The organism is Nostoc sp. (assembly GCF_036917135.1).
Taxonomy (GTDB): Bacteria; Cyanobacteriota; Cyanobacteriia; order Cyanobacteriales; family Nostocaceae; genus Nostoc.
The window spans coordinates 15,311-37,311 of sequence record NZ_JBALEA010000083.1 but is presented as its reverse complement, the minus strand read 5'-3'; the positions used below and the strand labels follow the sequence as shown (position 1 = coordinate 37,311).

20 protein-coding genes, 1 tRNA gene and 1 pseudogene are annotated in these 22,001 nt (G+C 41.7%); 17 read left to right on the top strand and 5 right to left on the bottom strand.

All coding sequences use genetic code 11. The features are described 5' to 3' along the window. Positions 1 to 304 precede the first annotated feature (304 nt). The 4 genes and pseudogenes from V7K50_RS26145 to V7K50_RS26130 form a co-directional block, all read left to right on the top strand. Positions 305 to 508, top strand: a pseudogene (locus tag V7K50_RS26145) (protein kinase domain-containing protein); the annotation flags it as partial. A 735-nt stretch (positions 509 to 1,243) separates the two neighbouring features. Continuing rightward, positions 1,244 to 1,582: a DUF433 domain-containing protein gene (locus V7K50_RS26140; protein ID WP_334965223.1), complete on the top strand. Its 339-nt coding sequence runs from the start codon at positions 1,244 to 1,246 to the stop codon at positions 1,580 to 1,582. Further along, positions 1,579 to 1,854 (top strand): DUF5615 family PIN-like protein, encoded by a 276-nt coding sequence (locus V7K50_RS26135; RefSeq protein ID WP_334965221.1) that lies wholly within the window; start codon positions 1,579 to 1,581, stop codon positions 1,852 to 1,854. The genes V7K50_RS26140 and V7K50_RS26135 overlap by 4 nt, the downstream gene beginning before the upstream one ends. A gap of 185 nt (positions 1,855 to 2,039) precedes the next feature. Further along, complete coding sequence (locus V7K50_RS26130; protein WP_334965219.1) at positions 2,040 to 2,762, top strand: Uma2 family endonuclease; 723 nt, start codon at positions 2,040 to 2,042, stop codon at positions 2,760 to 2,762. 12 nt (positions 2,763 to 2,774) lie between these two features. On the opposite strand, the gene V7K50_RS26125 is transcribed toward V7K50_RS26130, so the two are convergent. After that, complete coding sequence (locus V7K50_RS26125) at positions 2,775 to 5,483, bottom strand: CBS domain-containing protein (RefSeq protein WP_334965227.1); 2,709 nt, start codon at positions 5,481 to 5,483, stop codon at positions 2,775 to 2,777. Between the two features lie 364 nt (positions 5,484 to 5,847). Here V7K50_RS26125 and psbZ point away from each other — a divergent pair, with 364 nt between their 5' ends. The 5 genes from psbZ to V7K50_RS26100 all read left to right on the top strand — a co-directional run bounded on the left by psbZ (position 5,848) and on the right by V7K50_RS26100 (position 9,340). After that, positions 5,848 to 6,036: a photosystem II reaction center protein PsbZ gene (gene psbZ, locus V7K50_RS26120; protein ID WP_334799173.1), complete on the top strand. Its 189-nt coding sequence runs from the start codon at positions 5,848 to 5,850 to the stop codon at positions 6,034 to 6,036. Positions 6,037 to 6,225: 189 nt separating this feature from the next. Then, positions 6,226 to 6,804: a 6,7-dimethyl-8-ribityllumazine synthase gene (ribH, locus tag V7K50_RS26115; protein ID WP_334799174.1), complete on the top strand. Its 579-nt coding sequence runs from the start codon at positions 6,226 to 6,228 to the stop codon at positions 6,802 to 6,804. A gap of 246 nt (positions 6,805 to 7,050) precedes the next feature. Further along, positions 7,051 to 7,122 (top strand) — tRNA-Gly (locus V7K50_RS26110). Positions 7,123 to 7,662: 540 nt separating this feature from the next. After that, positions 7,663 to 8,070: a hypothetical protein gene (locus tag V7K50_RS26105; RefSeq protein ID WP_334965217.1), complete on the top strand. Its 408-nt coding sequence runs from the start codon at positions 7,663 to 7,665 to the stop codon at positions 8,068 to 8,070. A 4-nt stretch (positions 8,071 to 8,074) separates the two neighbouring features. Next, the gene (locus V7K50_RS26100) at positions 8,075 to 9,340 is read left to right on the top strand and encodes a glutamate-5-semialdehyde dehydrogenase (protein WP_334965215.1); all 1,266 of its coding nucleotides are present in this window, start codon (positions 8,075 to 8,077) and stop codon (positions 9,338 to 9,340) included. Between the two features lie 5 nt (positions 9,341 to 9,345). Here the strand turns inward: V7K50_RS26100 and V7K50_RS26095 are convergent, their stop codons facing one another. Further along, complete coding sequence (locus V7K50_RS26095; RefSeq protein ID WP_334965213.1) at positions 9,346 to 9,663, bottom strand: hypothetical protein; 318 nt, start codon at positions 9,661 to 9,663, stop codon at positions 9,346 to 9,348. A 134-nt stretch (positions 9,664 to 9,797) separates the two neighbouring features. On the opposite strand from V7K50_RS26095, the gene V7K50_RS26090 reads away from it, so the two are divergent. The 3 genes from V7K50_RS26090 to V7K50_RS26080 all read left to right on the top strand — a co-directional run bounded on the left by V7K50_RS26090 (position 9,798) and on the right by V7K50_RS26080 (position 12,940). Further along, a complete protein-coding gene (locus V7K50_RS26090) occupies positions 9,798 to 10,604 on the top strand; it encodes an alkaline phosphatase D family protein (protein WP_442944667.1) in 807 nt (268 codons plus the stop codon). A gap of 808 nt (positions 10,605 to 11,412) precedes the next feature. Continuing rightward, complete coding sequence (locus V7K50_RS26085; RefSeq protein WP_334965211.1) at positions 11,413 to 12,264, top strand: universal stress protein; 852 nt, start codon at positions 11,413 to 11,415, stop codon at positions 12,262 to 12,264. 115 nt (positions 12,265 to 12,379) lie between these two features. Then, complete coding sequence (locus V7K50_RS26080) at positions 12,380 to 12,940, top strand: GNAT family N-acetyltransferase (protein ID WP_334965209.1); 561 nt, start codon at positions 12,380 to 12,382, stop codon at positions 12,938 to 12,940. On the opposite strand, the gene hisC is transcribed toward V7K50_RS26080, so the two are convergent. From hisC to V7K50_RS26065, 3 genes are all read right to left on the bottom strand, one after another. After that, positions 12,930 to 14,021, bottom strand: coding sequence for a histidinol-phosphate transaminase (hisC, locus tag V7K50_RS26075; RefSeq protein ID WP_334965207.1), 1,092 nt, complete (start codon positions 14,019 to 14,021; stop codon positions 12,930 to 12,932). The two genes, V7K50_RS26080 and hisC, sit on opposite strands and share 11 nt — an antisense overlap. 131 nt (positions 14,022 to 14,152) lie before the next feature. Next, on the bottom strand, positions 14,153 to 15,907 hold the full coding sequence (locus tag V7K50_RS26070) for a serine/threonine protein kinase (protein ID WP_334965205.1): 1,755 nt from the start codon (positions 15,905 to 15,907) through the stop codon (positions 14,153 to 14,155). Between the two features lie 566 nt (positions 15,908 to 16,473). Further along, on the bottom strand, positions 16,474 to 17,796 hold the full coding sequence (locus tag V7K50_RS26065) for a calcium-binding protein (protein ID WP_334965203.1): 1,323 nt from the start codon (positions 17,794 to 17,796) through the stop codon (positions 16,474 to 16,476). Positions 17,797 to 18,414: 618 nt separating this feature from the next. On the opposite strand from V7K50_RS26065, the gene V7K50_RS26060 reads away from it, so the two are divergent. The 5 genes from V7K50_RS26060 to V7K50_RS26040 all read left to right on the top strand — a co-directional run bounded on the left by V7K50_RS26060 (position 18,415) and on the right by V7K50_RS26040 (position 21,847). Beyond that, positions 18,415 to 19,266, top strand: coding sequence for an FAD-binding domain-containing protein (locus V7K50_RS26060; protein ID WP_334965201.1), 852 nt, complete (start codon positions 18,415 to 18,417; stop codon positions 19,264 to 19,266). Between the two features lie 7 nt (positions 19,267 to 19,273). Beyond that, entirely contained in the window at positions 19,274 to 19,480 is a 207-nt protein-coding gene (locus tag V7K50_RS26055; RefSeq protein WP_334965199.1) for a hypothetical protein, read from the top strand. A 57-nt stretch (positions 19,481 to 19,537) separates the two neighbouring features. Further along, on the top strand, positions 19,538 to 20,023 hold the full coding sequence (locus tag V7K50_RS26050; RefSeq protein WP_334965197.1) for a gluconokinase: 486 nt from the start codon (positions 19,538 to 19,540) through the stop codon (positions 20,021 to 20,023). Positions 20,024 to 20,161: 138 nt separating this feature from the next. After that, a complete protein-coding gene (locus tag V7K50_RS26045) occupies positions 20,162 to 20,485 on the top strand; it encodes a DUF1815 family protein (RefSeq protein WP_334965195.1) in 324 nt (107 codons plus the stop codon). A 465-nt stretch (positions 20,486 to 20,950) separates the two neighbouring features. After that, positions 20,951 to 21,847 carry an inositol oxygenase family protein gene (locus tag V7K50_RS26040; protein ID WP_334965193.1) on the top strand — a complete coding sequence of 299 codons (897 nt, stop codon included), beginning with the start codon at positions 20,951 to 20,953 and terminating at the stop codon, positions 21,845 to 21,847. Positions 21,848 to 22,001: the final 154 nt, after the last annotated feature.

Genomic DNA, 22,001 nt, shown 5'->3' with positions numbered 1-22,001 from the left:
TTTTCTTGCCATGATGTATCTCTAAGAACATCATTATTGATGTTCTTAGATTACATCTTTTGCTTACTTTTTGCTTAAGTTGACACCAATGGGCACTGGCGTGCCCCTACGGGTGTACCTTACTAGGTCAGGAAATGCTATAGCTTATGTCTTAAAAATATTGATTAAACTTCATCTAAGTTGAGAACCGTAGTTTTCGCCCTCACCCTAAATCCCTCTCCCAGACATGGGAGAGGGACTTTGAAATTCTGGCTCCCCTTCTCCCAGATATGGGAGAAGGGGTTGGGGGATAAGGGCAAATCCTTTTGAGCGACCTGATGGTTTTTGTCTAGTTCAAGAATATATCAATGCCCCATCTTTAGCAGAAACCCGCAGCTTTGCACCAGAAGAAATTAAACAAATTGCAGTTAAAGCTTTAGAAATTCTTGTATATCTGAAAAATCGGATTCCGCCGATAATTCATCGAGATATTAAACCGGAAAATATTTTAGTAGATGAGCAACTTAATGTCTAGACTCCCACTTTAACGGTGAAGGTTCAGACGGCTGCTTTACCAATTGAAAAGCGAAAGATAGCCTCTGGTGATTTAATTGGGCTGTGGGTTTGGTTGCGGGTGGGGTTGTGGGTTGGGCTGTGCATTGGGTTATAAATTTGGCTGAAGACTCATTTACAACTGTACTAATACTACTAACATTAGGATTTGGAGCTACTGTAGGCACTGGGATAATAGCAAGCTTTCTAAATCCATTTATTTTGTTAGCACTAACAGGAACCAGTTTATCCGCACTTTCCATGTTACTTTATTCACCCCTAAAAAGACGTAGATTAATTACTAAATATCGCCAGTCTGAAGAATCTTTAATTAAACCGTAATCAAACAGATCCCCGACTTCTTTAAGAAGTCGGGGATCTTGTCTTGTTTGTGACAAAGATAAGATTTCACTCTATTTTTTTCTGCCTAACTTAAGATTGCGAAGCCTTTTTTTGCAAAGCCTTAATGTAGTGCGGTAAGCGATCGCTATGCCGTCAAGCTTATCGCTTGAACAAAAAGATTATCATATATATAGCGGTTATCGCCTGGGTGCAGTACAGTTTTGACCTCTTTCCAAGCCTCTCTCCTAAAAGGAGAGAGGCTTGGAATCTTACTCCCCTTCCCTTGAAGGGAAGGGGCTGGGGGTTAGGTCTGTATTCCATGCAATTGGGAACCGCTATATAATAACTAACTATGAATATAGGTCAATCTATGTCTACCAAACAGATCGCAGAGTATTTCAACTTTCTCTCTTCTGAAGACATTAGACTGAAAGACTCAAGAATTGGTATTGAAACAATTCTTTATGAATACATTGATTGTGGACGTTCTCCAGAAGAAATTGCCCAAATTTATCAAACAATATCTTTAGAACAAGTGTATGCAACAATTCTTTATTATCTGCAAAACAAAGAAACTGTCAGTGCTTACATGAAAAACTGGATAGAACACGGTCATAGAATGCGAGAACAACAGAGGCTTAATCCCCCACCAGTGTCAGAAAAACTGCGCCAACTCCGAATTGAAAGACAAGCTAAACAGCAAGCATGACACTGCAATATCTGATTGATGAAAATGTCAATCCTATATATCCAAATCAAATTAGACTACGAGAACCTGATATTGCGATTCAAGTGGTAGGAGAATCAGGAACTCCACCAAAAAGTACACTCGATCCAGAAATTCTGTGTTGGTGTGAGGATAATAATTTTATATTAGTGACAAATAACCGAACTTCTATGCCAGTACATTTAGCTGAACATATCGCTGTTAATCGTCTAATCGTCACGTACCAGGAATTTTTATCCTCAATCCAAATTTAAGTATTGGTGAAAATATAGAAGAACTCATAATAGTTGCTTTGGCATCAGAAGACGATGAATATAAAGACAGAATAGTTTATTTACCCTTACCCTAAAAATAGGCGATTACCTACGGTATGCTATGCGATCGCTAACTACAACACTGCTAAAATAAATCCATAACTACTTGATGCCCTATCCATTCTATGACCATAGCTCAAGAATTAGATTCTCAAAAAGGCATCTGCCAAGATGTTATATTTCCCCCTGGTGATTTATATAGTGATGAACCCCCCTTGGAAAGCGAACTGCATTTACGGCAAATAATCCTACTTTTAACTTGTTTGGAATGGTTGTGGCGAGATAGAAATGATTTCTATGCGGCGGGAAATCTGACTATCTATTACAGTCCACGCCAACGCAAATCAGAATACTTCCGAGGGCCAGACTTTTTTGTAGTGCTGGGAACTGAACGTAAAACCCGTAAAAGTTGGGCAGTCTGGGAAGAAGATGGTAAATATCCGAATGTAATTCTAGAAATTCTTTCTCAATCAACAGCAAATACTGACAAAAATTTAAAGAAAACAATTTATCAAGATACCTTCCGCACACCTGATTATTTTTGGTTCGACCCTTACACACAAGAATTTGCGGGATTTCATTTAGTAGATGGAGAATATCAACCTCTACAAGCAAGTGAAGAAGGATATTTGTGGAGTCATCAGCTTGGATTATATTTGGGAGTTTATGAAGGTTTATTGCGATTTTTTACACGAGATGGGCAACTAGTACCAACACCGGAAGAAACGGCAGAACAGGTACAACAAAAGGCTGAACAAGCCGAACAAAAAGCTGAACAAGCCGAACAAAAGGCTGAACGTTTAGCAGCAAAACTGCGGGAGTTAAATATCGATCCAGATACAATTTAGACCAGAGCTAATTCATTTAGGATAGTGTTGTGCTAAAAACTCCTCAGCTTCAGTCTTATCTTTAATCACTCCATCCAAGGTAGCAGCAAGCATATCATCTAATATTTGCCGATATTGCGGCCCTGGCGTGTAACCCAGTTTCTTTAAATCATTGCCATTCAATAGTGGCTGCACATTCGCCCAAACAGTTAAATATTTCCAAATCTCATGTCTAAGCGATCGCGGACTTTGCACAGCGATTAAAATTAGCATTGGTAAATCATACTCTCGCAACAACTCCACTACTTGACTGGGACGCTGAGACTTAGGCAAAGATTCCATCACATCGGTTTGGGCAGAAGCCAAGTTTTGCAAGCGTTTAATGCTATCCTCTGACAATTGGAGATTTTTTGCTACTTTCGCCCGATATTGTGGTGCTAGGTGGGCAATTAACGCTTCTAAACGCATTTCCCAATGGATGAGGGTTGATTGCAAGTCAAATCGTCGCAAACAGCGTTCTAGCAAATGTAATTGCCGCAATAGTTCCACATCTAGCTTCAGGGTAGAATGGATGCATTGCAATGCCCCTAAGTTATCGAGTAACTGTAAAGCTAATTTCCAGTAGGGGGCTTCTAGGATGTGTTTTAATTCTGTTTTCAGTCGAGTTTGCAGGGCTGGAGTTCTGCTATTCTCTTGAGCAGTGCGATCGTAAACACCACTGTTGATGGCATAGCGGATAAACTCTTCAGTTTGCGGTTCAATGTGAAATCCAAAGCGTACTGCAAAGCGCACACCGCGATAAATGCGGGTGGGATCTTCGATAAAGCTGTTGGCGTGTAAAACCCGAATTTGTTTAGCTTGTAAATCTAGTAATCCACCAAAGAAATCGAGTAATTCACCAGCACGGGGAGTAGTGAGGCGTAAGGCGATCGCATTGATGGTAAAATCTCGACGATATAAGTCTTGCCGAATGGAACTCGCTTCAACTTCTGGATTTGCTGCTGGATAAGGATAGAATTCTGTTCTAGCGGTGGCAATATCTACCCATAGAGAATCTAATTGTGGGTCTTTGTGCCACAACAAAGCCGCAGTTTGAAAAGCCCCGTGAATTTCTAAGCGAGCCGTCGGGTAAATTTGTTGGAGTGCCTTTGCTAATTCTACACCAGCACCGACATCTGCTGATTTATGAAAGCCATCAACTACGAGGTCAATATCTTTAATCATCAAAGTGCCCGATGCTTCTTTCGCTAATAGCAAATCCCGCACCGCACCGCCCACTAGATAAAGATGCCAACCCCATTTTTCTGCCTCTTGGGATGCTGTGGTGAGTAATTGCCACAATTGAGGAGCAAGTTTATTTTGCAACTCCGTGCTAAGTCCTAAGTGCTGATTTATGAGTAATGATTGAGACTCGGAACTCAGCACTCCCAATTCAGCACTGTTTTGATGTAATTCCCGCAAGACATCAGTACGGCTGACAATGCCTACTAACTGGTCATTCTCCAATACTGGTAAGCGTCCGATATCATAAGTTACCATCACCGACTCAATTTGTGGCAGTGTCGTATTCGGTGTAATCGTTTTGAGATTCGTCGTCATGTAGCCCTTGACTGGCGCATGACTAAAGCCGTGGCGCAAAGCGATATCAATATCCCGCCGCGAAATAATACCTACTAGTTGCCCTTGGGTATTAACTACACATAAACCAGAGTTTCCATAGCGTAATAAGATGCGCTGGGCTTCGGCAATTGTGGTTTCAGGTAGAATTGTGCGGACAGGAGAAGACATCAAATTCCTAGCAGTGGGAGGATAGGGAATTTGTGCTTTTATCCCGTCAATAAGTTGTTTTAATATAGCTTGTGAATTTACTTTGCGTAGGTTCAGCGATGCGGCTTGTGAATGACCGCCACCACCCAGAAGTTGGAATAATCGGTTAAGATTTGTTTTGGGAATTTGCGATCGCCCAATCACACTTAAGCGTGAATCCCCTTTACCTAGATACTCATTAGCTAAAATTAGGGCATCAATTTCGGTTAATTCCACAAGTTCTGAAGCCAAACTCGATAACCCCGGCACAAAAGCCTCAGTTTTGAGAGTTACCCAAGCAACCGTATATCCATGTAGACAGAGATATTCTAAATTTTCCAGCGCCTCAGTTAATAACTGCTGCAATTGCAAAGACAAGCCAGGGTCACGGTAAGTAGAAACTACTGATAAACTGGCATTTTGTTGCATCAACCAAGCCAAAGCTAAAGCATCCCGTGGTGTAGATTGCTCAAAGGTCAAAGAGCCAGTGTCAACGTGAATACCCAAAGCCATCACTGTTGCTTCGGCAGGAGTGAGGGAAATTTGCTGTTGTTGCAATTGCTCAACGATTAAAGTTGTGGTGGCTCCTACTGAAGAAATATGCGATCGCGTGGCAGAAATATCTGATTCTTGTCCTAAGTGATGGTCATAAACTATAATCTCTCTTACATTGGGTAAATCTAACCACTGGGCAGCTTTACCCAAGCGATCGCGCTTTTGCGTATCCACCACCGTTAGAGAACGAATTGTTTCTGAATTCACCGAACGGCGTTCAATCAGCGAATATTCATCCCGATGCAATGCTAAAAAATCCCGGACAGCAGGATGAGAGCCGCCAGTTAGGACAATCTTGCTTCCCGATAGTAGGCGCGTTAAACCTACCGCAGCTCCTAATGCATCAAAATCTGCTGTTGTGTGGCAAAGAATTAAATCCATAGTCATTAGTCACTTGTACTGAGCGAAGTCGAAGTATTGGTCACTTGTACTGAGCGAAGTCGAAGTATTGGTCACTTGTACTGAGCGAAGTCGAAGTATTGGTCATTAGTCATTGGTCATTAGTCAAAACCCACCTCCGTGGGTTAAAAACTCTTGATTTCCTCTTAGTCCACGGAGGTGGACTTTGTTTGTATAGCCGCGTTCGCGTCAGCGTGCCGGAGGCTCTATTCTAATCGCTAGGGCTAGGTGCAAGATGTGAGATACCGGGAGTCACTGAGAAGACTGCACTGCACTGCTTGCAGTCAGTGTAGGAGTGTGTCACTGTAGGATATATCACTGTTTCGCTGTTTTGGGAGAAGCAAAAATGACTATAATATTCCAATTTGCTCTGATAGGTCTAGTCCTATTGTCTTTCGTCCTGGTTGTTGGGGTTCCCGTTGCTTACGCCACTCCCCAAAATTGGGTTGAATCTAAAAAACTACTCTGGGTTGGTTCTGGTGTCTGGATTGCTTTGGTATTTTTAGTTGGTTTGTTAAACTTTTTTGTCGTGTAGGCGACGGCTTCGCTCTGGCGCAGGCACATAATATAAGAACTAGAGGAGCAGAAGAGCCAAGGTCAAAGACCAAAGGAAAAAAGGAGAAGTTTTTTCCGATTTCCTTTTTTCTAACCGTGCTTTCCTGCTCTTCTACATTTAAACAAGAAATGTATATTGGCCAGAAGTATAGTTGATTAAGAGGCAATCATGGCAGTTTTCGAGGGAACTTTTACCCAAACGGAGCCTTTGCGGTTTGCAGTGGTGATTGGTCGATTCAATGACCTAGTTACCGGAAAGCTGCTAGAGGGATGTCAAGATTGCTTGAAACGCCACGGTGTAGATCCTAACCCCCACGGTAATCAGGTGGACTATGTTTGGGTTCCGGGAAGTTTTGAGGTGCCTTTAGTAGCTCGCCAACTAGCACTTTCTCATCGTTACGATGCTGTAATTTGTCTAGGTGCAGTCATTCGAGGGCAAACACCCCATTTTGATTACGTATCCGCCGAAGTTTCTAAAGGCATTGCCGCCGCTAGCTTTCAAACTGGAGTGCCAGTGATTTTTGGCATTTTGACAGTAGATACTATGCAGCAAGCCTTAGAACGGGCAGGCATAAAAGGTAATCATGGTTGGGATTACGCCCTGAATGCCCTAGAAATGGCAAGCCTGATGCGGCAACTGCGTTCTAACCTGGCAGAGCCATATTCTCGTACTAGCCAGTCTTTACCAGCCTCTTTTCAAAATGCCAGCGTCGGCAATTTAACTGCTGAGTCAGAAGAACTGGGCTAAATTGGTTATTGGTCATTGGTCATTGGTCACTTGTACTGAGCGACTTGCCTTGAGCGAAGTCGAAAGGAGTCGAAGTATTGGTCATTGGTCATCTCCAGAAATTAGGTTTTCATCTAGGCAGGATGAGGGTTTGAGGTTTTTTCGGGGATGTCTATTAATGAATAACAAAGGACTAATGACTAATGACTAAATTAAGGGGTTGACAATTAAAGATAAATCTGAGATATTGATATCTGGGCAATGATTGCGGGTATAGCTCAGTGGTAGAGCGTCACCTTGCCAAGGTGAATGTCGCGCGTTCGAATCGCGTTACCCGCTTCCAGCTAAAACCTCTTAGAGTCGAAAATTCTAAGAGGTTTAGTGTTTTTAGGGTGCATTGAAGTCTTGGTCGATTCTCGTTCCACTTTTGCGAACCCTTCCCAATGTGGACAAGATCGAGCAAACAAATCGTCAGGGAATAGAGATTGAACGTAATCCCGATCTAACCTTGATCACTGATAGTAATATATAGTAACCCAAAGGAAAATTAGCGGGTTTGTTGCTGTTTGTTTTTTACGTCAGCTTAAAATTGTACCAGGTGTGTCAGCACAATAAATGCCCAAAAACGCAACCACATTAACTTGAAAGCGACAGATGAAGAGAAGGAAATTTTTAAACAAGATTACCAGCTACGGAGAAAGACTAAAAACAGATCACTACGTACTGGTGTTGAGATTAGGATACTCAAATTTGTCTGTATCTACTGTTTGCAATCATAGCAATGCTTGCATTTCCTTTCTATGTATATAAAGAAAGAAGCCTCTAAGGTATCATATTCTCGCAGTTCGTGTAAAACACGCTCAAGTTATTAGAACGCTTGTGCAATCTCAAAAACCTGAAAAAATCGATTTCAATACCGACTACCCCTGTCCCTGTCGTCGTCGGGGCCAGTTAATTCCGATTACGCTGACAGAAGCATTTGGTTGCGATCGCTGTCAGCAAATCTTTGTCGTAGAAGATAATGGTCATGTCCTAGAACAACTTTCTACCACCTATCCCTATAAGCGGGCTTGGCGTTGGATGGGAAATAGTTGGCATGTTGTCCATCCCCGCTTGAGAGAAAGCTATCTGCCTATAGCGCTAGGCATTATTTTCGTGCTAGTGATTATATGGCTGCCATTAGCACTGCGATTAGCAAATGGTTCCAGCATTATTGCTTGGGCAATGGTGGCGGTGCTATTGGCTATTCTGCCAGCACTAATGGTCTGGCTTACCTACAGACGTTAACTCAATGACTGTTGAAGTTTTGGATGACCACCCCGAACCGATTACTAGTGCCCAACGAGCCTATAAAGCTTCCCTGAAGTTGGGGATCACAAAGGGAGCTGACCGGAGTCGTGCAGTATTGGCGATGGCACAGGCGCTTGAGCGCTCATTTGACGACATTCTCGAAGCCAATACCTTGGATTTAGAAGCCAGTCGGGAAATGGCAGTGCCTGATTTGATATTGGACTGGCTAAAGCTGACTCCCACAAGGCTAGAGATGACGGTAGATATTTTACAACGGTTGGGGGAATTATCAGATCCACTGCGGCGCGTCAGAACTGCTGATTATCAACTGGCAGATTCCCAGAGTTACACCCAGTTAATGCCTTTGGGAGTGATTGGATTTATTTATGAAGCGTTTCCTGATTTAGGAGCGATCGCAGCAGGTTTTTGTATTAAAACTGGCAATAGTATAATTCTCAAAGGCAGTACTGAAGCTAGCCATTCTAACGCCGCCATCGCGGAAGTACTGCAAAATGCGATCGCCGAAGTGGGACTACCTCCGGGTTGTGTAGAACTGATCACAGCTGAACATGGTGCTTCAATTCGGGATTTAGTCACCCAAGACCAGTACGTGAATTTAGTGATTCCCTACGGACGTTCTAGCTTGGTGCAGCAGGTAGTACGACAGTCAACTTGCCCAGTTTTAAAGTCAGCGATGGGTAACTGTTATCTCTACTGGTCGCTAAATAGCAGCTTGGAAATGGTACGGTGGATGATTCTTGATAGCCATCAAAGTGAACCCGATCAAGTAAATGCCATTGAAAAAGTACTAATTCATCGTCAAGCCTTGCCATCATCCTTAGCAGTTCTGTGGAACAGCTTAATCGAAAAAGGCTTTGAAATTAAAGGGGATGCAGAACTAGTACAAGCTTTTCCCCAGTTGCAGCTGGTGAAAGAAGGCGAATGGGGAAACCCTTATTTAACTAAAACAGTAGCTTTTAAACTGGTGGATAGCTTAGAGACTGCGATCGCCTGGATTAATGAACACAGTAATGGTCATGCCGACTCCATCGTTACTGAATCTTACCAGGAAAGTCGGCAGTTTGCTTTGGGAGTTAACAGTGCCTCTACCTATATCAACACTTCCCCGCGTTTTTCCCGGAACCCCTCGCGGGGAGATTCTGTATTTCTCGGCATGTCTAATCAAAAAGGTCATCGTCGGGGATTTATCAGCCTGGAAACCTTGACTACCGTTAAGCACATTGTTCAAGGAAATGGCAGGTTTTAAATAATTCAAAAGTGTCTGTAGCGGCAGTTCTGTTTGGGTTGGGGTCTAAATCCCGCAAAAAATTCTCCCAGTCCCAATACAACTCTTGGAGAGGCTGCGCCAACGACTTCTCTACGAGACGCTACGCGAACGCGGTAGTTGAGCGTAGCGATGCACTGAGCGTAGCCGAAGTGTCGAAACTCAGTACAAGTGCCCAATGCCCCATGCCCCATACCCCAATTGAATTTTAAACTTAACAAAATCTTAATTTCTACTTGATCCTGGTTTGCTAGGTTCCTTGTGTTTGGTTGAGCAGCAATTAGGAGACAAGTTAAATTAAGCAATTATAGCGTTTCTCGGTTGAGTTAAATGCAGACCTAACCCCCAGCCCCTTCCCTACGTTCGCGTAGCGGCACGAAGTGCGGGAAGGGGAGTAAGATTCAAAGCCTCTCTACTTTTAGGAGAGAGGTCAAAGTCTATTGCATACAAACGATCGCTATATTTGTGCTTTTCACAACTGACTCTCCTAAAGTACCAAGCTTACTACGAACACATGCCCCTACGTCTGTCTTCATTGCCCAAGGGCGCAGACGCACTGCTTTATCGGCGGTTGACTTTTGGTAATTTAGCTGAGTTCAACGTCTTAGACACCAGGCAGTACCGCACCAACCAACCTTGTGATGATGGGCTGAAGCCTCGCTGCGCCGGAGCTTTTGATCTAAATGCTACCATGACCGACTCAAAACAAGAGCAGTGGTTAAGAAAAGGCTTAGATCAATCGCGATCGCGCTGGAATGTGATTGCTCAACAGGTGATGTTTGCCGAATACAATTTTAATAGTAGTCCTGGCCCCGGTATCTTCAATATGGATCAGTGGGACGGCTATGTGGCTGCACGTAATCGACTCTTGAGTTTTCTCAACCAGCGTCAACCTTCTAATCCTGTGGTGATTAGCGGAGACATCCATTCTAGTTGGGTACATGACCTGAAGCTTGATTTCAGTAACCCAAACTCACCAACTGTAGGCACTGAGTTTGTCGGAACCTCAATTACCTCTGACTTTCCCACCGCATTCATCGCTCCATCTCAAGCTGCCCTACCTAATAATCCCCATACTAAGTTCTTTAACGGTGCTTATCGGGGATACGTTCGCTGTAAACTTACCCCAGAACGCTGGCAAACTGACTACCGCGTTGTATCAAGCATCGTTGACTTGAATGCCTCTGTTAAAACCCTAGCTTCCTTTGTAGTCCAAAACGCACAACCAGGAGCGCATCTAAGTTAAGCAAATCTCACAAGTAAAATAAACCCTCCAGATTCTATTGGGGGGTTTAAATATTCAATATAGTATGAAATATGACCTGAATTCAGATGCTATTATTTCACATTTTTCTGGTGTTCGGATATAGCAATCCTATCTGAGTTCGCAAAACTGCAAGAAACTTCAAAAAAAGCGGAGAATATGGTACGTCCAGCAGGATTTGAGACTAATAAATTTTCCTAAAGAGTTATTTTGGACTTTCTTTGCAATACTTAACGAACTTCTAATTAAAAAAAGTGAACATAGATTAAAAATAATAACTAACATCAGAATTTATTAAGTTTATCAGGCTAAATTGAGAGTATGCTTAATAGTTGAAGTCTAGTTGATACTTTAGGTAAATAAGTACAAAGAAACTTAAATATTTGTTTAGTTTTTAAAACTAACCATTTGTTTTGAGTTTTAAATACTAAAAAACAAAGTTTATTTGTGCCAAATTACTAACTAGTGCTTTGTCAATCTAATTTTCAGGGTTTGTAGCAAGCACTTTAGTGTTTAGAAAATAAGGACTAAAGTCCTGACTATGAACTTGCTTACCCATCAATTTAAACTTGACAGACTACTAGGTTGTCGAGCAAGGCGGCGAAAATCCGACCTGAGCCAAGTACTAGGGACTGACAAATAAAAAAACATCCCAAATTTTTTGTGGGATGGGTGTCCCCACCCGTCCCAGATTTAGGGCGCTTATGTTGCCCACCCCACAAAATGGATAATTTATTTCTTGTCAGTCCCCTAACAGCGAAAAAAGTAAACTTAACAAAAATTACGTAAGATGATCAGAAAAATTTTACTAGCTGTATCGGGATTGGGACACGCAGAAGAAATGCTCAAAAACCTGAAAGAAATCCCTTCAATTCAATCTGCGAAAGTGACAATTTTGCATGTTGTTCAGGCCCAAAATACTGCTGCTACTATGACAGCTAAATGGGAAAATGGCGGTAAAATTCTGGCCAATGCCATTCAAACTTTGAATTTAGATCCTAGCCAGGTTTCTTCAATTTTGCGTGAAGGCGACCCGAAAGATGTGGTTTGCCAAGTAGCTGATGAAATTGACGCTGACTTGATTATTATGGGTTCACGCGGACTGAAACGGCTGCAATCGATTTTATCAAACTCAGTCAGTCAGTATGTTTTTCAACTATCTTCTCGCCCCATGTTGCTGGTAAAAGATGACATTTATGTTAAAAAAATTAAGCGCATCATGGTGGCAATAGATAACTCGGATTCAGCAAAAAACTGCTTGAAGTTGGCACTGTTTTTACTGCGAGATATTCCGGGCGGCGAGTTGATTTTGGCAAATGTTAGCACCGATTTAGGTGGTAAGAAATCGGAAATAACTGAAGTTAACTCAGACAAAAATCCAGTTTTGGCAGCCGCCGTTGCCGAAGCTAATAAACAAGGCACTAAATCTCGTTCTTATATCAGCAGTGGCAAACCAGGTGAAGAAATTTGTCGATTGGCAGAGGAGTTGAATATAGACTTATTATTGCTCGGTTCTCCTGATCGTCGTCCATCCATCGCTAAGAGTTTTGTGGATATAGACCGACTCATCGGCTCTTCTTTGTCTGACTATGTTCGAGTCAATGCCACTTGTCCGGTATTGTTGGCGCGGACAATTGCTTAAGAGGATGTTTGAAAAGTATTTTTAGTAACATCTAAGTCTCGGAAACCTAACCTCCCTAGCCATTCCCTACAAGGAAACGATAGGGTGGTTTCAGACAACCAGAGAAAATTCACCAATGATATTGGAAACAGATCGCCTATTACTACGCGAAATGTCGCTTTCTGACCTCGACGCGCTACTGCTCGTCCTCGGCGATGCAGAGTCGATGCGCTACTACCCAAAGCCCTTTGACCGCGAGATGGTAGAAAAATGGATTGATCGGCATCACCGTAACTACGCACAGCACGGTCTTGGCCTGTGGGCGATGGTTCTCAAGGCAACAGGCGAGGTAATCGGCGACTGCGGACTGGTTTGGCAGGAGGTCGAGGGACACCAAGAACTCGAAATTGGTTATCATGTCCGCCGCGACCGACAAATGCAGGGTTATGCAACTGAAGCTGCCTATACTTGCCAGGACTACGCCTTTAACGTGCTGGGTAGCGATAGCGTCATTTCCCTAATTCGCCCAGAAAACATTCCCTCTCGCCGTGTAGCCGAAAAGAACGGACTCAAAATTGTTCGGGAGACACTCTGGCGCGACATACCTCACTATATATATGCTGTGCAACGCTCAGAAAGTAAACTTTTTGCAAAAAGCAATTTCTTGGAAGCAGAAAAGTCAAAATTTAAGGTGTAGCTGAGGTTTTAGTTGTCCCCTTGTCCCCAGTTTCTAACAAATAAATTAGTGCCTCCACTAAAGCCTGATTTTGCTCATCAGTACCAACAGTAATGCGTAATTTATCCTCTAGTCCAGGCTGCTTGAAGTAACGGATTAAAATTCCCCGTTCCTTTAGTTTTTGATAAAGATATTCTGCCTTTGCTTCTTTTGGCTGTGCCAGCAAAAAGTTAGTTTGGGAATCCCAAACATGAAAACCTAACTGTTTCAAGTCTGTTGTTAACTTAGTCCGTGATGCTTTAATCTTTGCTACACAAGCATTTTTATAAGCTTGATCGGTGATGGCAGCCGTACCAATTGCACAAGCGATCGCATCAATGTTATAGCTATCTTTCACCTTAAACAATCCCTGCAACAGTTTGGGATTCGCCACCCCAAAGCCCAATCGCAATCCCGCCAACGAGTACCCCTTAGAAAGTGTCCGAATCACAATGACATTTTCGTATTCCTTTACCAAAGCCAATGCATTCTCTTCGGTAAAATCTATGTATGCTTCATCAATCACTAAAACTCCAGATAACTGACTGGCTAATTTTAGCAGTTCATCTGTTGCCACCAAATGCCCCGATGGACTATTGGGCGATGCAATAAATGTCACAGCACCATTAGCTGCAACTAGTTCTTCCAAAGGTAAGCTGTAGTCTTCGCTGTAAGGAATCTCAATAATTTCCGCAGCTTGCATTTCTGTTAATGTGCGATATAGCACGTAAGTTGGCATCGGGTAAACTACCTTCTTCCCAGGTTCGGCACAGGCTCGAATGATCACGCTCAACAATTCGTCACTACCATTTCCCACAATTATCCAATCACTAGGAACCCCTAAAACTTGACTTGCAGCTTGCCGAAACTCCCCCCCGTAAGGTTCTGGATAGCGTCGCAACCACTCCCCATCGATATTTCGCAGCACAGCTAATGCCGCAGGAGAAGGAGGATAGGGGTTCTCATTGCTGTTAAGTTTAATAATCTGTGTACCGCGTTGGGGTTGTTCACCGGGAACATAGCTAGCCATTGCATCAACATTGGAGCGAAAGTAGTTGGTCATAGGGCATTGGGTATTGGGTGTGATGTCTACAACGAGCTACGCTTAGGAAGATTATGGCGAATCATGAGCGATACTGTGGTTGTATATTATTCCTACACTTAAACAAAGAAGACAATGCTTTATACAACAAGCTAACGTTTAAATAAAAAAGTTTGAATACTTGCTTCAAAAATTGGTAAATTCTGTTTCAATTCATCTTTAGGGGAAGAAAAATATACAGTCCAAAGAGTACCGCCATCTTTAATTATATATTTTATTTGTTCGTTGTTTTTACTTGTTGTTATTATTCTTGCTACATAGTAATCTTCAATTTTATATGTCTTGGTATCTAATATAATAAACCTATTGTCAATATATTCATTCACTAAATTTTTAAAATTAGTACCAGGGGGAATTCGCTCATTTATTACCATAACAATAGCACCAAGGGAAATATAATTAGCAGTATTAGTGTCAAAAGCCCAGATGGAAAATTCTGAAGGATTTTGTTTGACTATTTGAGCAAAGTTCTCAAGGTCTGGATTATGACTTCCTAAACTTGCCCTTAATTCGTCTAATTTCTCGCTTAAATCTCCACCTTCCCAACTTGGAGGCAACCACAATTCTGCGCCACCACCCTCAAACTTCTTCCAACCAGATGGAACGCCTGAAGGTATATTTTCCTCGGAAATAGAAGGTTGTTGATTAGTGGAATCAGTATTTGCTGGCTCAGAATTACTTGCTTGTAGCTCAGTTGGTGTTGAAGTCACAACTGGCTGACTTGGATGAGATTGAAAAGGCTTATAAATTACCCAACTACCGAATTTAATTAAAACAACTATAGCGAAACCAATTGCTGCACCTGTGGATTGGGCAGTCTTGCTAGAGAATATATTGGTTTCAGTTTTTGAAGATTGAATTTGAGTAGTCGCTGAGGTTTTAAGTTGCCTACTTTGTTTAGGCTTTTCTATTTCTGTCGGTGGTAATTGTGATGCTGAAGAACCAGTAGAATATGACTGTGCAGTTGAATTAATTTCTGATAGACACCTCAAAATCATCTGGGCATTTTGAGGACGCTTGCCAGGAAATGCTTCCATCAGATAATCAATCAAACCAGCTACCTGCTTAGATATTTGTGAGGGACTGTCTCGCCACATTAACTTACCAGTTCGCGGGTCTTCAGAAAATTGATCTGGAGATTTCCCAGTAAGTAAATAAACAAATGTGCGACCAAGGGCGAAAAAGTCTGATTGTGGTACGGCTTTACCATTGGCTTGTTCTAGTGGTGTATAGCCTGGTGAAATAATCCCTGTTATATTTTGCCCTGCTGCTTTTTGATGATAGGTTGATGTAACTTCTCTTGCAGTACCAAAGTCTATCAAAGCCAGATGTCCATCTGCTTTGAGCATAATATTTGCTGGCTTGATATCTCGATGAAAAAAGTTCTGTTGATGCACCTCATGCAAAATATTTGCCAACTGAGTTAGCCATAAAAGTGCTAACTTTTCATCAATGGGGCGATTACCTCGTTGTTCCATATATTGGTACAAATCCAACCCCTCGATTTTCTCCATTACCAAGCAATGCAGTGGCGTTTGACTATTTTTGGGAGAGAACGTAAAGTACCCATCTCCCTTTGGAATCCCTGGATGATTCAGATGGCTTAATACTTGTGCCTCTTGCTGAAACAGCGATACTGCCTTGGCATCATCCAGCATCAGAACTTTTAATACTTTGAGGGTGTTAGCGTGGTTGACTTCAAATGTCTTGGCAAAACCACCAGCACCTAATTGGCGAGTCACTCGATACTTTCCTTCCAAGAGCAATTCTGAGCCACAGGCTTGACAAAACAGTATATTTTCAGAATTTTGGGGTCTTGAGCAGTGGGGATTGATGCAGAGGGTCATGGTGTTTTTTGCAACACAGTTTGCCCTGACAGTCTAGCCTTACTGGGATATTTACGTCACCAGTAAAAATTAGGACAATAAGCGATGCCTGCGGCAACCCCTGGAATGTACGCTTGTGTTTATCCGCGATAATAATGACTAAATCTTTCGTAGGGGTGATTAGTATTTGGTTTTTGAAATACACGTAGGGTATGTTAGCAAAGCGTAACGCACCATTCCAAGCTTTTGGTGCTGTACTTTATGCGCTAACATACCCTACAAGACTACTTAGATTTTTTCAAAAACAATTTACGATTCCTATTATGACTTCTGGTACTTTATAAAAAGTCTTTTGTCGGGTAAGGGACTGACAAATAAAAAAATACTCAACTATTTCTTGTGGGGTGGGCGTCTCGCCCGCCCGTATACAAAGGCGCTCATGTTGCCCACCCCACAAGATTGGAGAATTTATTTGTTGTCAGTCCCTAAAGGGGGAACACAGTTACTTATTCCCCTAGTCAGCAAAAAAAGTCTCCTTCAATCTGTTTTCTAATGTTCAGTACTCTTTCAAGTTGATAACGTTCTTATTATGTCAAACTGACTCCTAGCGTATAGGAAAAATCAGGTTGAGAGTTGGTACCAAAGAAAACTCCATTATTTTGAGGCAAGAAAGAATCTTTACTCACTGAAATTGAGTATGTACCTGCACTCAGTAAACCAGTAATTGATGACGAATTTTGACTGGTCACTAAAGCCCCATAATAGTTAAACAGTCCAATATTTGCCTTTCCTGATGTCACTGTGTTGATAGTGACGGTTCCTGAATTTGGTAAATAAAATGTAAAAAAGTCAACATCGGGATTGCTCCTCGATTGAACTGTTGCTAACTCGCCTGAAATATTAACTTTTGAGCCTGATGATAAGGAACCTAACCCTTCAGCACTATTCAATGTGTCGTTTGTACTTTGTCCAGCATTTTCCCGCTCATAGAAAAGGAAGTCATCAGTATTAAGTTTGAGATTGTTTCTTCCCTGCACAATACCTATAAGCTCATCTACTTGTCCCCCTTGCTCTGCGAATATTCGTGTGTTGTTTCCAACAACTTGCAAGCGGTAGTCCTGTGGAGTTCCTTTGAGTTGAATTTGATCTTGGCTAGAGTCGAAGTCAGTAATAGTAGCGAAGTCCCCAAAACCACTAGTGGTAGGGTTGTTATCGTCGTAGAAAATATTTAAAGCGTCCCCTAAGACAAATGTATCTGCCCCAGCCCCGCCAGTTAAGATATCAGTCTCCCCTAATCCAGGTGGGACTAAGCTACCAGGATAAACACCGATGAGGATATCATTTCCAGCCCCCCCATTGAGTACGTCATTACCAGGACCACCTTGTAGGCTATCATTGCCGTCATTACCATTTAGGATATCATCGCCCAAATTACCGTCTAGTGTGTCATCGCCTGCTCTTCCATTTAGAGTGTTGTTAGCACTATTACCAAAGAGGAAGTTGTTAAGACTGTTACCTGTCCCGTCGATGGCGTTAGTTCCGAGCAGTCTTAAGTTTTCCAGATTTGCACCCAGTGTGTAGGTGACAGAAGACCGGACACTATCTATGCCTGAATTAGTAGCTTCCCTAATGGTGTCACTAGCATTGTTAATAATGTAAGTGTCGTCGCCTGCTCCCCCATCCAAGATGTCGATACCTGTACCAGCATCAAGTGTGTCATTACCAAGACCACCGATTAAACTGTCGTTTCCTATCCCACCACTAAGTAAATCGTTACCAGCTAAACCATTCAAGGTATCGTTACCGGACGGACTATTGGCATTACCACCAGTAGCCCAACCAACTATCGTGTCATTTCCCGAAGTCCCATTTATCTTGTCAGGACCTGTAGTGCCGAAAATAAATGCCATATTATCTCTCCTGAATTTCTTACCAATAGGTAAGTTGAGTCTCAGTCAAAGAACTATTCATCAGTTAAATGCAGATTACTTCCCATTTGCGTAATCTTAATAGTTAGAAAACGTTAATTATTTGGTTAGAAACTTCTAAATAAAAAATATCCAGCTACTTATTGTGGGCTGACCCGAAAAGCCCGCCTTTGGTTGGGGACAAGTGAGATGCCTACTCTAAAAAATTAGATAATTTATTTCCTGAAAATCTCTTAAATAATTAACCAAATGGTAAGTAATTAGGTGACGTTGCTTCTCTAGGGTACGGTGTGCGTAGCTTGCTTAAGAGAAGGGATACGCTCAGAATTCAAAATTTAGGCATTACAATCCCCACAAATAAATTTAGGGGGTTGTTAGAAGGACACCGTATTTTTCTCTATTTTTTTGAATCTGTCTGGAATTATTTATATCATTGAGTGAAAGGCTAAATAAACTTCTTTGTCAAATCTTCATGATGCTCTTTATTGAATCTTTAAAATATTCATAAATGCAATTAAGAATACATTAAGATATTAATGCGATTAAGAATACATTTTTGTATAAAGATATGCATACCTATTCCCACCCTTCAAAGTTCAGATGACTAAAGATATGCAACGCGAATTTACCAACCGCGATGAGTTGGTAGCGTACCTACGCCAACAATTCCCAGGTGCAGCAGCACGCGATCGCCACGTCAGCGAAACTGTAGGGGGACGCAAAGTAGCACAACAAACGCTGCAAAAAATCGACCCAGTACGCTACGCCCAAACACGTAATTTCTTCACAGGTGCGGTTACCCGACTTTCGCCTTACATCCGCTATGGCGTTTTGAGCTTGCGAGAAATTCGAGATTATGTCCTTAAGCAGGTACAGCACCAAGATGATGCTACTAAACTAATTAACGAGTTAGGTTGGCGCGACTACTGGCAACGGTTGTATATCAAGTTAGGAGATGGAATCTGGAAAGACCAAGAAGAGTACAAAACTGGTTACGCTGTGGGTGAATATGCACCCGAATTGCCGCCAGATATCAGGCAAGGAAGCACAGGCAGAGTTTGCATCGACAGCTTTAGCGGTGACTTGAAAGAAACTGGCTATCTACATAACCACGCCCGGATGTGGCTAGCGGCTTACATTGTCCATTGGCGGCGTGTTCGTTGGCAAGCAGGAGCAAAATGGTTTCTCGAACACCTTTTAGATGGAGATCCCGCTAGTAATAATATGTCATGGCAATGGGTTGCCAGCACTTTTAGTCATAAACCGTATTTTTTCAACCGTGAAAACTTAGAACGCTATACCAAAAGCGTTTATTGCCAGAAATGTCCGCTTTTGGGTCATTGTGATTTTGAAGGCAGCTATGAAGAATTAGAAGAGCGACTTTTCCCCAAAGGAGAATTTAGCAAACAAGCTAATAGCCAAAGTTGGCAGCGTGGAAAGAATCCCCAGTGATTAAAACTTGTCGTTCGAGTTAGTGGGTTTTCTCGTCAGCACCGGACTTAAGGATACCAAGCGGCATCGGGAGATTGTGAGGGAACCCAGAGATGCGATCGCATCTGGAGTTAGCCCCGACAAGGTAGCACTGTGGATGGGAGATGACGTGATAACAGTATTGAAGTACTACTGTCATCCTGAAGCGATCGCGGCCGAATGCCCAGACTTTTGATTTATGCTACTCAAATGCTACTCAAAATCCAATCAAAAATCGCTGAAACAACTACCAATGATAATCATCGTAATGGGTGTATCTGGTTCTGGCAAAACCACCATCGGAAAACTACTAGCAGAATCGTTAGAATGGGAATTTAGCGACGCTGATGCTTTTCACTCGCCAGAGAATGTTGATAAAATGCGGCGCGGTATCGCTTTGAGTGAAACTGACAGGATACCTTGGTTACAAGATTTGCAAACAGCCATAAAGCATTGGCTGCAAGAAAATCAAAATGTGGTGCTGGCGTGTTCGGCTCTTAAAGATAGCTATCGGCAATTTTTGCTATTGGATAACATTCGGATCAAGCTAGTTTACCTCAAAGGGTCTTATGAGTTGATTCAAATGCGGTTGCAAGAGCGTAGCAATCATTACATGAGCGAAAAACTGCTCAACAGCCAGTTTGATACTCTTGAAGAACCATTAGACACTCTATGTATGGATGTTGCACAGCCACCCCAGATAATTGCCCAAAACATTAGAACGGCTTTGGAAATTTAGCTTATTAGTTACAACCGTAATATTAAGATCAATAACGTATCTACGAAAACACAAACTTTTCGCAACTAAATCATATCAAATGTAAGTCTAAAGAAATTAGAAAAACAACCACATAACTGGAGTGGTAGGAGAAAACTAGTGTTTCTAAGATTAGCGCAACAACATCAGGAATTCGTCCAAGACTTGGTGATGAACCTGCAAGCCCTGGCAATTGTACTTGAACGGCGTGGCTATACTGCGTCTTGTTATACATGCGGCGACCAAATGAAGAGTGCTTCATTTATGGTTAGCCTGAGAGAAAAGCACCTGATTCGATTTTTAGTGTCTGATTACGGGATTACTTGGATGGAATTGTGGGACGATCGCGAATTAATGAAGTTAGAGGGTGCAGAAGCGATAAACCAGATACAAGAGTTGGCTAATATTATCAAGTATTCCACTGCTGTCCAATTAACAAATTGATACCTCCCTGGCTGAGTCAGACAAAACAATTAATAAGTATAAGTTTTGCATAGGTGTTTAATATAAAAGATTGGCTTATATTGAGGAATGTTTATGCATAGGTGTGTATAAACAAAACCACCATTCTTATTCGGAACCAAAAAGATCAGATAAAACACTTAATGAAGTAGATTATGTATGGGTATGCAAAGACGAAATGAAACTTAATACACGTTTTTGCACACGTGTGCAAAAATAAGTCTCATATAGGTTTTGCACACCTTCGCACAATGGAGTGTGAAACTACCATTTAACAAATACGGTTCAGTTAAGGCTAAAAATCTTTGTTAAAGTCAATTTTTTTAACGAACCGCATTCGCGCAGCGTCTCCTAAGAGTTGGACGCAAAGGACGCAAAGAGAACGAAGAAATGCTTAATTGAACCGTATTGCCATTTAACAAATACAATATCGACAACTAGGAAGATATGTCTCAAACTCTAAATAATGCCATTGCTGAGGCTCAAAACAATCCCTTACATTCGCTAGAAGAATGGGAAAAAGACTTGCTTAATCGCTATCCCGATCCAGATACTATAGTTAAAGAAGGTAAAACCACCGAAGAGTACAGAAATTACGAAACGACTATTAGAGATACGGTGAAAGAGTTTTATCGGTTAAATCATATTAATCAAACATACGATTTTGTCCTCCAAAAAGAAAAAGAGTTTTTGACGTTTCATAAAAAAGAAATGTCTGTTTGGGATGCGGTCGAATTTTTGAATCAATTGGTTGATGATTCCGATCCTGATACAGATATGGCTCAGTTACAGCACTTATTGCAAACATCAGAAGCTATTCGCGCCGATGGTCATCCTGACTGGATGGTACTTACTGGCTTCTTTCACGATATGGGGAAAGTGCTTTGTCTATTTGGTGAACCTCAATGGGCTACTGTCGGCGATACTTATCCTGTCGGTTGTGCATTTTCTGATAAGATTGTTTTCTCAGAATTCTTCAAAGAAAATCCTGATTATAATAACCTCAATTATAACACTAAATATGGCATTTATCAGCCTAACTGTGGATTAACAAATGTACATATATCATGGGGGCATGATGAATATTTTTATCAGATGATGAAAAATTATTTACCCGAACCTGCATTGTATATGCTTCGCTATCACTCATTCTATCCTCAACATCGTGAAAATGCATATCAACATTTGATGGATAAACATGATGAAGAAATGTTTAAATGGGTGGCTTTATTCAATCCTTATGATTTGTATTCAAAAAACCCTATTCCTCCTGATTGGCAGAAATTAAAACCATATTATGAAGATTTGGTAGCTAAATATTTACCCGCAACGTTAAAGTTTTAAGCTTGTACAATAGGTTGAAATTATTCATGATCAAATTCAACAATCTTCAAAGGAGTAGGGTGGGTTATGGCTTTAGCCTAACGCGCTGCTATATAACTTGAGGACATCTATCTAAAGTCATGGGAGATAAATAAATAACAAACAAGTACGCCTA